The 14,200-nt window shown below is 70.8% G+C and carries 6 protein-coding genes; all 6 read left to right on the plus strand.

Features of this window, described 5'->3' with window-relative positions; genetic code table 11:
- Positions 1 to 41 precede the first annotated feature (41 nt).
- From CJ177_RS16170 to CJ177_RS16195, 6 genes are read left to right on the plus strand one after another with little or no spacing between them, the layout of a single operon-like run.
- Positions 42 to 341 carry an acyl carrier protein gene (locus CJ177_RS16170; protein WP_005251675.1) on the plus strand — a complete coding sequence of 100 codons (300 nt, stop codon included), beginning with the start codon at positions 42 to 44 and terminating at the stop codon, positions 339 to 341.
- A complete protein-coding gene (locus tag CJ177_RS16175) occupies positions 338 to 1,435 on the plus strand; it encodes an acyl-CoA dehydrogenase family protein (protein WP_095868117.1) in 1,098 nt (365 codons plus the stop codon). Before CJ177_RS16170 ends, CJ177_RS16175 begins: the two co-directional genes overlap by 4 nt.
- Positions 1,432 to 2,442, plus strand: a complete 1,011-nt coding sequence (locus CJ177_RS16180; RefSeq protein ID WP_095868118.1) for a 3-oxoacyl-ACP synthase — start codon at positions 1,432 to 1,434, stop codon at positions 2,440 to 2,442. Before CJ177_RS16175 ends, CJ177_RS16180 begins: the two co-directional genes overlap by 4 nt.
- A complete protein-coding gene (locus CJ177_RS16185; protein WP_095868119.1) occupies positions 2,439 to 3,491 on the plus strand; it encodes an HAD family hydrolase in 1,053 nt (350 codons plus the stop codon). The genes CJ177_RS16180 and CJ177_RS16185 overlap by 4 nt, the downstream gene beginning before the upstream one ends.
- Entirely contained in the window at positions 3,488 to 5,059 is a 1,572-nt protein-coding gene (locus CJ177_RS16190; protein ID WP_095868120.1) for an amino acid adenylation domain-containing protein, read from the plus strand. The genes CJ177_RS16185 and CJ177_RS16190 overlap by 4 nt, the downstream gene beginning before the upstream one ends.
- Positions 5,046 to 14,192 carry a non-ribosomal peptide synthetase gene (locus tag CJ177_RS16195; protein WP_095868247.1) on the plus strand — a complete coding sequence of 3,049 codons (9,147 nt, stop codon included), beginning with the start codon at positions 5,046 to 5,048 and terminating at the stop codon, positions 14,190 to 14,192. Before CJ177_RS16190 ends, CJ177_RS16195 begins: the two co-directional genes overlap by 14 nt.
- Positions 14,193 to 14,200: the final 8 nt, after the last annotated feature.

Genomic DNA, 14,200 nt, shown 5'->3' on the forward strand with positions numbered 1-14,200 from the left:
CACGATGATTGAACGCTGGTCCAAATGGGAATCCCAGGCCCATGGACACAGCAAATGCCCCTGTGCCCGAGTCCCGTGACGAGCTGGTCGAGCAGCTACGGCAGTACCTGAGCTCGATCACGTCGACGGAACTCGGCCCCGACGACGACTACTTCACCCTGGGATTGGTGAGTTCGTTGCGGGCCCTGGAGATCGTCACGTACATCGAAGGCTCCCACGACGTCGTGGTCGAGGTGGAGGATCTCGATCTCGACAACTTCCGTACCGCAGCGCGGGTAGCGGGCTTCATTCGGAGAAAGCGGGGCGAGCAGCTTCGTGCGACGGACGGGGCGGCGCCGTGATCGGTATCGACACACTCGTCGCCTCCGCCGAGACGGACGCCGGCACCTGGGACGAGACCGGACTGCCGGTCGATGTCATCGAGGCCGCCGCGCGGGCGGGAGTCCTCGGGCTGGACCGGACGACGGACTGCCGGGGACTCGGCCTGAACGCGGCCGAACTCGGCTCGGTCGCAGAAAGACTCGGGGCGGTCTGCACGTCGTTGCGCTCGCTGCTGACCGTGCAGGGGATGGTGAACGCCGCCCTCGATCGGTGGGGCACCGCCGAACAGCGGGCGCAGTGGGTGCCGGCCCTGGCGACCGGTGAACTCCTCGCCGGATTCGCCGCCACCGAATCCGAAGCCGGCAGCGACCTCTCCTCTGTGACTACCAGTTTCGAGGCGCACGGCTCGGATCACCGGATCTCCGGACGGAAACTGTGGGTCACGTTCGGCGAGGTCGCGGATGTACTGCTCGTCCTCGGCCGCTCGCAGGCCGGGCTGACGACGGCGCTGGTCGAAACGGACGCACCCGGAGTGTCCGTCGAACCGATCCACGGGCAGCTGGGTATGCGCGGCGCCCGGATCGCGCACATCGCGTTGGACGGCGTCGTCGTCCCCGCCGACCACCTGATCGCACCGCCGGGATTCGGACTGTCCCACGTCGTCGGCACCGCCCTGGACCACGGCCGGTACACCATCGCCTGGGGGTGCGCCGGGATGGCGCGTGGGTGTCTCGCCGACGCCGCCGCACACGCGTCCACCCGGGTGCAGGGCAGCGCCGTGCTGTCCGAGCACGACTCGGTCCGCGCGATCATCGGTCGCAGCTGGGTCGATGCCGCGGGGGCTCGGGCGCTGTGCGAACGGGCCGCCGAACAACGCGATGCCCACGAGCCGAGCGCGCTGTTCACGACGATCGCCGCGAAGTACGCCGCTTCCCGCGTCGCCGCGTCGGTGAGCCAGCAGGCGGTCCAGGTGCTCGGGGCCGCGGGGTGCGCCCCCGGCAGCCGGGTGGGTCGCTTCTTCCGCGACGCCAAGGTCATGCAGATCATCGAGGGCGCGACGGAGGTCGCCGAACTGCAGATCGGTGACTACGTGCTCGGGGGAGGTGCGCGATGACGGCCGACCGACCGGTCACGATCGATTCGGTCGCGCTCTGGTTCCCGGACGACGAGGTGACCGTGGCGGGCCTGCCCGAGCTCGACGAACTGCCGATCGCTCAGCGTGAGCACGCATTGTCACTGGGCATCGACACGGTGCGGATCGGAATCGGGCTCTCCGAGGTGGATCTGGCACACGCCGCGGCGGACGAGGTGCTCCGGACGGCGGGCCTCGACGCCACTCAGCTCGATGCGCTGCTGCTCGTCCAGGGCCGGGTTCCGCAGTATCTGCTCGCGTCCGAGGCGACGCGGCTGCAGCACCGGCTCGGCGCGACCCAGGCGTTCACCACCAGTGTGGGTGACCTCGGGTGCGTGTCGGTCTCGGGGGCGTTCGCGCTCGCGTCGGCGTTGCTCCGCGGCGACTCCCGTTGCCAGAACGTCCTCGTCGTCGCGGCGGCGAAGACACCGACCCGGTCGCGGTACCGGTCGCCGATGACGCTCCTGGGCGACGGCGCCGCCGCGGTCCTGCTGACGACGTCGGGGACCGGGCGCTACGAACTCGTCGACCAGATGATCCGCAGCGACGGGAAATACGCCGACCTGTTCCACATCGACTACCGCGACGTCCGCGAAGCCGACTGGGTCGAGGAATGCGCCGACGAACCCACGTACTCGTTCCGCCTCGCGGTCGAGAGCCGGAAGCGGTTCACGGAGATCAACGCGGACCTGCTGGCCCGGAACGGGCTGCAGCAGGACGCCATCGGCGTGTTCCTCATGCAGAACCTGTCGCTCGGCGCGTTCACGTTCTGGCAGGAGGCACTCGACGTCACCATCGATCCGGTCTGCCGCGACAACCTGGCCCGGTTCGGCCACCTCGGATCCGTCGACGTCGCGGCGAACCTCGAGCACGCGGCGTCCGCACAGGCGCCCGGCGACTACTGCGTGATCATGAACAGCAGCCCGGTCGCGGCGTGGAGCAGCGCGCTGCTCCGACGCCTGCCGGATCGACCCGGGCACGGGAAGTGATCGCGATGGAGCAGACGGTCAAGTGCGTGGTCTGGGATCTCGACGACACCATCTGGGACGGTGTCGTCCTCGAACAGGACGCCCCCATGCCGAAAGCCGACGCCCTCCGCGCCCTGGACGTGCTCGACCGTCGCGGCATCCTGCACGCCGTGGCGAGCCGCGGCGAATACGAACCCGCCGCCGCGCACCTGCGCATGCACGGGATCGAGGAACTGTTCTGCGCCGTCGACGTCGGCTGGGGCCCGAAGTCGGAAGCCGTGCGCCGCATCGCGGACACACTGAATCTGGGTCTCGACACCATCGCCTTCGTCGACAACGATCCCGTCGAGCGGGCCGAGGTGTCCGAGGCGCTTCCCCCGGTGCGCTGTTATCCCGCCGAGCAGATCGCGTCGTTCCCCGACCTTCCCGAGCTGACTCCGCCCGCCGTCACCGAGGAGGCGAGGCAGCGGAGGTCGCTGTACCGCGCCGAACGGATCCGTCAGGTGAGCGAACAGGAGTTCCACGGGTCCAACTCCGAGTTCCTGGCCTCGCTCGAACTGGTCATGACGGTCCGCCGCGCGACCGAGGACGACCTCGAACGCGCCCACGAACTGACCGTCCGGTCTCATCAACTCAACACGACGGGCCGGACTTTCGGCATCGACGAACTGCGCCGGCTGTGCGCCTCGGACGACCATGAGGTGCTCGTGGCGTCGCTCGGCGACCGATTCGGCGGGTACGGCACGATCGGTCTCGCGGTCTCCGAGATCCGTGGCGACGATTCCGTCCTGCAACTGCTGCTGATGTCGTGCCGGGTGATGTCCCGTGGGGTCGGGACGGCGCTGATCCGGCACGTCGTCGAGCGGGCCCGCGCGCACGGAAGGCGGGCGCTCGCCGAGTTCGTGCCGACGGACGTCAACCGGGTCATGCTGGTGACCCTGCGATTCGCGGGCTTCGACGTCGTCGACCCGAACCCCGATCGGATACTGCTGCTGTGCAATGACGTTCGCAGTACTGCGGCGCCGAACGCCGACCACGTCGCGGTCCTCTCGGGAGACGTGGCGCCATGACGGACGTGGTCGCGAACGGTGGGGTGATGTCCGGGATTCTCCGCCAGTGCGCGCGGGTTCCCGGCCGGATCGCGATCGTGGTGGGCGAGCGGTCGCTGACGTACCGCGAACTCGACTCGGCGAGCGAGGCACTGGCGCGGCAACTCGCTGCCCTGGGCGTGCGGCCGGGCCAGGTGGTGCTGATCCACCAGCGGCAGAGCGTCGAGACGGTGGTCGGGATGATCGCCGCGCTGCGACTGGGTGCGGCCTGGTGCGTGATCGAACCCGGACACCCGGTGGTTCAGCTCCGCGCACTCCTCGGCGACATCGACTGCGGTGCCATCGTCTTCGGGTCCACCGATCCGAAGACGCCGCCGGAGTCGGTCCGGGACCTGGCCCGGAGTGCGGGCGGACGTGTTCCCGCACTGCACGACCGGGACGCCGACCACCCGCCCGTCGCCGAACCGGCCGATCTTCCCGAGGACGTGCCCGCGGGCACCGCCGCCTACGTGATCACCACGTCCGGGTCGACCGGCGTCCCCAAGGCCGTCGTCGCGAGCCGCGCCAACCTCGCGAACATGGTCGACGGGCGCAATTATGACTACGACGACGGCGACCTCGTCACATTCTCCGCGTTCCGCCTCACGTGGGACGGCTCCCTGCTGAAAACGCTGTGGGCGTTGTGCACCGGCGGCACCAGCGTGCTCCCGGACGCTCGCGCACTGATGGACGCCGAGGCGGTCGCCGCGCTCGCCCGGACGTGGCAGGCCACCCACCTGGTCGCGACCCCGTCCTTCTACCGGCTGCTGCTGCCGCATCTCACCCCGCTGCGCGAACGTCTGCGGTTGGTGACGCTTGCGGGAGAGGCACTTCCGGGCACGCTCGTCGAACAGCATCGCGCGGTGCTGCCCGGGGTCCCGCTGAGCAACGAGTACGGTCCGACCGAGACGACCGTCAGCTGCCTGGCTCATCCGGTGCGCGACGTGCCCGCCTCGATCGCGCCGATCGGCAGACCATTGGGGGCGAGCACGGCCTACGTCCTCGACGCGAAACTGGTCGAGGTGCCGTACGGAACGGTCGGGGACCTGTACGTCGGCGGTCCGCAGATCTCCGAGGGCTACGCGTCCCGCCCGGCCGTCACCGCGGCCCGCTTCGTCGCCGACCCCTTCGCGGAGCGGCCGGGCGCCCGGATGTATCACACGGGTGACCTCGCGCGCGTCGATCCGCACGGCGACATCGAATTCTGCGGCCGGTTCGACGGACAGGTGAAAGTGCGTGGCGCCCGGGTCGAGAGACACGCGGTGGAGGCCGTCCTGGAGGGTCACCCCGCGATACACCAGGCCGTGGTTCTCGCGACCGCAGACGAACACGGGGAGACGGCCTTGACCGCGTTCTGGGTGCCCGCGGCCGCAGCGACCGTACTGCCCACGCCGCGCGACCTGATCGCGCACTGCGCCGAGCGGCTCGTCGCGCAGGCGGTGCCCGACCGCTTCCTCGCGCTCGGCGCCCTTCCGCTCGCACCGAGCAGCAAGGTGGACGAGGCGGCGTTACGCCGCCTGCTGCCCGGCGGAGGTGGTGGCGTTGCGTGAGCACCATACCGAGGCCGCCGGCAGCGCGGAAGCACCGTTCCCGCTGTCGTCGGCCCAATACGAGGCGTGGCTGGCCCAGCAACTGGCCCCCGACGTGCCGCTGTGCATCGCCCAGTACGTCGAGGTGCACGGCGACCTGGACGTCGACCTTCTGCGCGAGGCCACCGTCGCGACCGCCGACGAATTCGGATCGCCCTTCCTCCGGTTGATCGACAAGGACGGTCAGCCGTTCCAACTGGTCGACCCGTCGACGGACCGGTCGATCGGCCTGATGGACTTCCGCGGGGACGCCGAACCGGTGGACGCCGCCCGCCGATGGATGCGCGCCGACTGCGAGACCCCGCTGGATCCGACTCGCGACCGCCTCGTCGAATCGTCGATTCTTCGCGTCGGTGACGCGCACTACCTGTGGTACAGCAAGATTCACCACGTCGCCCTGGACGGTTACGGTGCGATGACGATGCTCAACCGCATCGCGGCCCGGTACACCGCGGAGGTGCTCGACCGGGAACTGCCGCCCAACGAGGCCGTGGACCCCCGGCATCTGTACGACGCCGATCAGCAGTACCGGTCGTCGTCCCGCTTCGCCGCGGACCGGCAGTTCTGGGCCGAACGGGTCGGCGGTCTCGGACCCGGATCGAGCCTGGCCCGACGGACCGGGCCCGCGGTCGCCACGAGCACCGACGTCACCGCGCCCCTGCCGGACGCGGCGGAGCGAGCGCTCGGCGACGCCGGCGCCCACGGGACCGCGAAGATCATCGCCGCGTTCGCCTGCTACCTGTCGAGGACGACGGGACGCCGGGACGTGCTCGTGAAGATCCCGGTGTCGGCACGCACCACCGCGACCCTGCGACGGTCCGGCGGAATGGTGGCGGGCGTCGTGCCGCTTCCCGTGCAGATCCGTCCCGGGGACACGGTGGGGCAGCTGGTGGCGCGGGTGCAACTCGACCTGATGGGCGCGCTGCGACACCAGCGTTTCGGGCTCGGCGACATCCGGCGCGACGCGGGCGCCGGTGCCACGGAGACGCTGTCGGGACCGATGGTCAACGTGATGCTCTTCCACCAGGAACTCGCTCTGGGGCCGCTCGTCGGCGAGTACCACATCGTCACGTCCGGGCCGGTCGAGGACCTGCTCGTCAACGTGTACCGGAGCGGCACACCGGTCCGGACCTTCGTCCACTTCCTGGCCAACCCCAACCGGTACGACGCCGACGAGGTCGGCGAACATCACCGGCAATTCCTGGAACTGCTGGGCGACTTCGTCGCGGCCGACGCGGACGCCGCGCTCAGCACCGTCCACGAGGAGACGGCCCGGATCGCCTTCTGGACGCGCACATTGGCGGACGCACCCCCGGTGCTGGACCTGCCCACCGACCGTCCGCGGCTCGCGCGGCCGTCCCACCGCAGCGCCGCCGTCGATGTCGCACTCGACCCGGATCTGCGGCGCACCCTGGAAGCGTTCGCCGCCGGACACCGCACGGACGCCGCCACCGTGATCCATGCGGTGCTGGCGCTGGTGCTGGCACGATCGGCTCGGACCGACGACGTCGTCATCGGCACGGGGACGGAAACCGACCCGGTGGTGTTGCGGACCCACGTGCGCGGCTCGGACCGCTTCGGCGAGTACGTCGGCACCGTGCGGGACGCCGCCGCGGAGGCCTTCGCCCACCGCGGTGTGCCCGCCCGGCGAATCGCGGACATCCTCGACCCACCGCGGTCCACGTCACACGCACCGCTCTTTCAGGTACTGCTCGAATTCTCGGACCAGGCAGCGGAACTCGGCGACCTCGACCTGCGCGTGACGGTGTCGGGCACGACGGCCCGATTCGCCTACGCGACAGACCTGTTCGACGCCGCCACCGTTGCGGGAATCGCTCGGCGGTTCGTGCGGACCACCGAGGCCGCCGCCGCGGATCCGTCCGTCGTGATCGGCGACATCGACCTGGTCGGATCGGCCGAACGCGCTCTGCTGCAGGACTGGTCGTCCCGTCCGGCGGATGCCGCCGACGAGACGACACTCGGTGCGCTGTTCGCCGCCCGGGCGGCGCGGAGCCCTGACGCCATCGCCGTCGTGTCGGGCGGCGAGCGCATGAGTTACGGCGACCTCGATACCCGGTCGAACCGCCTTGCACGGCACCTGCTCGCGCGGGGCGTGGGTCCGGAGTCGTCGGTCGCGGTCGCGATGCCGCGATCGGCGGCGCTCGTCGTCGCACTCGTGGCGATCGTCAAGGCCGGGGCCGCCTATCTCCCCATCGACGCGGACCATCCCGGTGAGCGCTCGGCGCTCGTCCTCGACGACGCCCACCCGGTGTGCACTCTGGCCACCCGGGACACCGCACAGTCGCTGCCGGCATCGGACATTCCCGTCCTGCTCCTCGATTCGACGGACACGGATCTCGGCGGCAGCTCCGCGGACCCGCTGACCGACGCGGAACGGGCACCGGTCGATCCGGACTCGTCGGCCTACGTCGTCTACACGTCGGGATCGACGGGACGGCCGAAGGGCGTCGCGGTGTCGCACCGCAACGTGGTCTCGCTCTTCACGAGCACCCGGGACCTGTTCCGGTTCGGGGACACCGACGTGTGGACGATGTTCCACTCCCCGGCATTCGACTTCTCGGTCTGGGAGTTGTGGGGCGCGCTGCTGCACGGCGGGACGCTCGTCGTCGTCGACTTCGACACCACCCGGTCGCCCGCCGCGTTCCTCGCGCTGCTGCGCCGCGAACAGGTGACGGTGCTGAGCCAGACGCCGACGGCGTTCTCGCAGCTGATCGAGGCCAACGACACGGAGGACGGCGCCGGCCCGCCGCCGCTGCGCTACGTCGTGCTCGGCGGCGAGGCGCTCGACTTCGGGCAGCTCGAACGCTGGTACTCACGCCACGGCGAGGACGCGCCCGTGCTCGTGAACATGTACGGCATCACCGAGACGACGGTGCACGTCACGCACCTCCCGCTCGGTCGCGGGCTCGCCGCCGCCGCGTGGACGAGCAAGGTAGGGCGGCCGATCCCCGGATTCCGGGTGTCGGTGCTGGACGCGCGGCTGCATCCGGTGCCGGTCGGTGTGGCCGGCGAACTGTACGTGGCGGGACCGCAGGTCGCGCGCGGCTACCTGGGCCGCGCCGGGCTCACGGCGTCCCGCTTCGTCGCGGATGCGTCGGGCGCCCGGATGTACCGGACCGGGGACGTCGTGCGGTGGCGACGCGACGGGAGTCTCGACTACCTCGGACGCGACGACCTCCAGGTCGAGATCCGCGGATTCCGGGTGGAACTCGGCGAAGTGGAATGGGTGCTGGGCCGGTGCGACGGGGTCGCGCAGGCAGTGGTGACCCTGCACGAGGATCCGGTGACCGGCCCGGCTCCGGCGGCGTACGTGGTGCCCGAGCCGGGTGCGACCGTCGACACGGAGGCCGTGCTGGAATTCGCCGGAACCGCTCTGCCGTCGTACATGGTCCCGGCCTCGGTGACGATCCTCGAGCGGCTCCCGCTCACCGTCAACGGGAAACTGAACCGGGCGGCACTTCCGGCGCCCGTCACGGCTTCCCGCGCCGAATTCGCGGCGCCGGGCACTCCCGTCGAGGAGTCGCTCACCGTCATCTTCGCCGCGCTGCTCGGCGTGCCCGCGGTCGGGGTCGACGACGACTTCTTCGCGCTCGGCGGCAACTCGCTGATCGCGGCGAAGGTCGTGGCGCGGATTCACGGTGTGCTCGGTGCGGGTGTGGGAGTGCGTGACGTCTTCGAGGCGCGGACGGTGCGGTCGCTGGCGGCACGGGTGAGCCGAGCGGCATCGGCGGACCGGCCGCCGCTGGTGGCGATGGACCGTTCCGCGGCGGCGCCGGTGTCCCTCGCGCAGACGCGGATGTGGTTCCTCGACCAGTTCGACACGACGTCGCCCGCCTACAACATCGCGGCGGCCTTCCGATTGCGCGGCCACCTCGACGTCGCGGCGCTGCACACGGCGCTGACGGACGTCGTGGACCGGCACGAGGCGTTGCGGACGATCTTCCCGATGCGGGGCGACACGCCCGTGCAGTCGGTGATCCCGGCGGCGGAGGCGGTGCCCCGTCTCCGCGCGGTCACGGTGTCGGGGGAGAGCGACCTCCGGGACCGGCTCGCGGCGGCGCTGTCCGCGGGCTTCGAGGTGACCGCGCAGGTTCCGTTGCGGGCGCACCTGTTCGAGGTCGGTCCGCGAGATCACGCCCTCGCCCTGGTGGTCCATCACATCGCGGCGGACGCGCTGTCGCTGGGCCCGCTCGCCCGGGACATCACGTCCGCGTACACCGCCCGGGCGCGGGGCCACGCGCCGGCCTGGGTGCCGCTTCCGGTGCAGTACGCCGACTACAGCATCTGGCAGCGGGCGCTGCTCGGATCGGAGGACGATCCCGGCTCCCTGATGTCCCGCCAGCTCGGGTACTGGCGTTCCGCGCTCGCCGACGCGCCGGTCGTGACGGACCTGCCGATGGATCGCGCACGTCCCGAACACCGGTCGCTCGCCGGCGAGCGGGAGTCGTTCGACATCGGGGACCGCCTGCACCGGAAGGTGGTCGCCCTTGCACGCGAACACGATGCGACCGTGTTCATGGTGACGCACGCGGCATTCGCGGTCCTGGTGTCCCGCTTGGGAAGCACCACCGACGTGGTGATCGGATCCGCGGTGGCGGGACGCGGTGAGGCCGTCCTCGACGACGTGGTGGGGATGTTCGTCAACACCCTGGCACTGCGCACCCCCGTCCACGGCGCCGAGTCGTTCACCGCGCTGCTCACCGCCGTGCGGGACCGCGACCTGGAGGCGTTCGCGCACGCGGAGGTGCCGTTCGAGCGGGTGGTCGAGGCGCTCGCTCTCCCGCGCACCACGGCCCACGCGCCGTTGTTCCAGGTGCTGTTCGAATTCCAGGACGTCGTGCGGCCCACTCCGAGCCTGCCGGAACTGGAGGTGGCGGAGATCGACCTCGGCGTCTCCGTCTCCACCTTCGACCTGCAGCTGACCCTGGCCGAACGATTCGGAGAGGACGGGTCGCCGGCCGGGATCAGCGCGGGATTCACCTATGCCACCGATATCTTCGACGCCGCGACCGTCCGCAAGTTCGCCGAACGATACGTACGGTTCCTCGAGGCGGTGGTCGCCGACCCGGACGTTCCCCTGGCCCGATTCGATCTGCTGTCCCCCGGCGAGCGCGAGGCACTCGTCCCGGTGCGCGGGCGGCCCACCGGCACGACCCGGCTGCTACCGGAGATCCTCTCCGCCGCGGCCGCCCGGGACCCGCACGCCGTCGCGCTGTCGTACGGCAACGCGGTGATGTCGTATCGCGAACTCGACGACTGGTCGAACCGCCTGGCCTGGGTGTTGATCCGCCGCGGAATCGGACCGGAGGATCACGTGGCGATCGGGCTCGTCCGATCCGTGGAACTGGTGGTGTCGGTGTGGGCGGTGGCGAAGTCGGGTGCGTCGTTCGTCCCGGTGGATCCGAGTCTGCCGCCGGGGAGGATCGCCGACATCCTCGCCGACTGCGGGGCGGTGGCGGGACTCACGGTCGCCGAACAGCGCGACCGGATGCCGGACGGCGTGGAGTGGCTGCTCCTCGATTATCCGGGCCCGACGCGGCGATGGGAGTCCCGTCCGATCACCGACGACGACCGGGTCGTGCCGCTGAGACCGGGCCATCCGGCGTATCTGATGTACACGTCCGGATCGACGGGGGCACCGAAGGGCGTCGTGATCCCCCATGCGGGATTGCAGAACTTCACGATCGATCAGCGCACCCGGTACGCGACGACGAATGCCTCGCGTGTCCTGAATCTCGCGTCGCCCGGGTTCGACGCGACGATGCTCGAATACCTCGCGGCGTTCGGCGCCGGTGCGCGACTGGTGATCGCGGCGCCGCACGTCTACGGCGGCGCCGCACTGACGGAACTGCTGGCGGCGGAGAGGATCACGCACGCGTTCGCCACCCCCGCGGTCCTGGCCACGATCGACCCGCGAGGTCTGCGGCTGCTCCGCACGCTCGTCGTCGGCGGCGAACGCTGCCCGCCGGAGTTGCTGGCCCGCTGGGCGTCCGGGCGCACCCTGCTCGTCGGCTACGGTCCGACCGAGACGACGGTGATGTCGAACATCGGCGACCCGATGACACCCGGCGACCCCGTGCGGATCGGCCACCCGATGCGCGGTGTCCGCGAACTCGTCCTCGACGAGTGGTTGCGTCCCGTGCCGGTCGGTGTGGTGGGTGAGCTGTACGTGCTGGGCGAAGGTCTGGCGCGTGGCTACCACCGGCGGGCGGGAGTGACCGCCGCCTCGTTCGTGGCGAACCCGTTCGACCACCCGGGATCACGCATGTACCGCACCGGCGACCTGATGCGCTGGACGAAGGACGGTCGGCTGGAATATTTGGGCCGCAACGATTTCCAGGTCAAACTGCGCGGCCAGCGGGTCGAGCCGGGGGAGGTGGAGGCGGCGCTCACCCGCTGCCCCGGTGTCGCGCAGGCGGTGGTCGTGGTCCGCCACACGCCCGCTGCCGAGGCGGTCCTCGCCGGATACGTCACGGCAGAGGACGGCGCAGACCTCGACACGAGCGAGGTGATGCAGTTCGCCGGATCCGTCCTCGCGCCGTTCATGGTGCCTGCCTCGGTGACGGTCCTCGACCGACTGCCGCTGGGCGCCAACGGCAAGGTCGACCGGCACGCACTGCCGGAGCCCGAATTCGCACCCCGCATCTTCCGTGCCCCCGCCACCCCGTTCGAATCCGCGGTGGCCGACGTGTTCGCCGAGGTACTCGGGACCGGCGTCGTCGGAGCCGACGACGACTTCTTCGCGGCCGGAGGCAACTCGCTGACCGCGACGCAGGTGGTTGCGCGGATCAACTCCGCGCTCGGCACGGACGTCGGTGTGCGGGACGTGTTCGAGACCCCGACCGTGCGGGCGCTCGCGACACGGATCGCGCGCGAGACCGCGGGCGGCGAGGCCCGGCCTGCGATCGCAGTGCCCCGGCGCCCCGACCCGGTGCCGCTGTCGTGGGCGCAGCACCGGATGTGGCTCCTCAATCAGTTCGACCCGTCCTCGCCCGCGTACAACGTCGCGATGATCGTCCGGCTGTCGGGTGACCTCGACGCCGACGCACTGGCCGCCGCCCTCGCCGACGTGGTGGACCGGCACGAATCGCTCCGCACCCGGTACCCGTACGGCGATTCGGGACCCACCCAGGTGATCGTCGGTGCGGGCCACGTCGCGCAGCTCACCGTGTCGACGTCCGACGATCCGGTACGCGAACAGATCTCGGAACTCGTGTCCGCGGGTTTCGACGTCGCCACCGAAGTCCCGATGCGGGCCAGGCTGTTCGAACTCGGCGACCGGGAGCACACCCTCGTCGTCGTGGTGCACCACATCGCGGCCGACGGGTTCTCGATGGTTCCGCTCGCCCGCGACGTGATGACGGCCTACACCGCGCGGTCCGAGGGCTGCGCGCCGGGATGGGAGCCGCTGCCGGTGCAGTACCCCGACTACACCGTGTGGCAGCGGGAACTCCTCGGCTCGGAGGACGACGCGGACTCCCTGCTGTCGCGGCAACTGGACTACTGGCGATCCGCCCTCGCCGACGCGCCCGCGGTGAGCGCGTTGCCTGCGGACCGTGACCGTCCGCCGAGGCGATCGGCCACCGGCGACCGGGTGACGTTCGGGATCGGCGCCGACCTGCACCGGGACGCGGTGGCGTTGGCGCGGACCCGCCGGTGCACCGTGTTCATGGTCGTGCACACGGCCCTCGCCGTGTTGCTGGCCCGCTCGGGCGGTACCGGCGACGTGGTGATCGGGTCGCCGATCGCCGGCCGCGGCGAGGCCGTCCTCGACGACGTGGTGGGAATGTTCGTCAACACGCTCGTGCTGCGGACCGACGTGTCGGGGACTTTCGACGATCTGCTCGCCCGGGTCCGCGAGACCGACCTCGCGGCCTACGCCCACGCGGACGTGCCGTTCGAGCGGGTGGTGGAGGCGCTGAACCCGCCTCGGTCCCAGTCGCATTCACCCCTGTTCCAAGTGTTGCTCGAGTTCCGGAACACCGAACATCCCGATCTCGCCCTCCCGCACCTGGAGGCCGAAGTTCTCGAACCCGATGTCGAGGTGTCGCTCTTCGACCTGCAGCTGACGGTGCGCGAGCGGTACGACGAGGCCGGAACACCGGAAGGGATGACGGCGGGATTCACCTACGCCACCGACCTCTTCGATGCGGCGACCGTGCAGGCCCTGGCCGATCGGTTCACCCGGATCCTCGCTGCGTTCGTCGCGGATCCGACAGTCGCCGTCGGAGACGTCGACGTGCTGGCCCCGGACGAGCGCACCCGGATTCGCGAATGGAGCGCGGCGGCCGAGACCGTCGTGCTCGATCCCCGGTTGCAGCTCACCCCCGAAGGCGTGACCGGTGCGGTGTACGTGGCCGATACGCGGGAGCACCACACCTCGGCAAGGGCGGCGGCCGCGACGTTCGTGGCGAATCCGTTCGGCGTCCCGGGCTCCCGGATGGTCCGGACCGGCGCGCTCGCACGGTGGAACCGGTCCGGACGACTGCTGAGCGTAGGCGCCACCGGGCGTCCGGCGCGGTCGGTCACGGACGTCGTGGCGAGTCATCCGGCGGTCCGCGAAGCGGTGGTCCTCACGAGCGCGACGGGTGTCACCGCCTTCTGGGTCCCGGCAGCCGCGGCGGCCGTGCTACCGATGGCGGACGACCTGCGGGAGTTCAGCGCCGGGCGGCTCGACGCCCGATCGGTTCCCACGCGATTCGTCGCACTCGGTGCCGTCCCGCGGACGGCGGACGGCGAGGTGGACGAGAACGCGCTGCGCGCACTCGTCTCCGAGGCAGCGCCTGCGCCCGGCGAGTCGCGGCAACGCTGGACGACGCTGCAACGGTCGGTCGCCGAGCACTGGGCGGCCGTGCTGGGGCACGACGACTTCGGTCCCGAAGACGGGTTCTTCGACGTCGGCGGCAACTCGCATCGCGTCGTGGAACTGCAACGTCGTCTCGACGAACGCTGGCCCGGGGCTCTGCGGGTGGGCCAGCTGTTCGACCTCGTCACCGTGGCGGCGCAGGCCGAGGCGATTTCGCAGTCCACCGACACGAGCGAGGCGTCCGCGCCCGCCACCTACGAGTTCTGACCGGCCGG

This window comes from Rhodococcus sp. ACPA1 (genome assembly GCF_002300195.1).
Taxonomy (GTDB): domain Bacteria; phylum Actinomycetota; class Actinomycetes; order Mycobacteriales; family Mycobacteriaceae; genus Rhodococcus_F; species Rhodococcus_F opacus.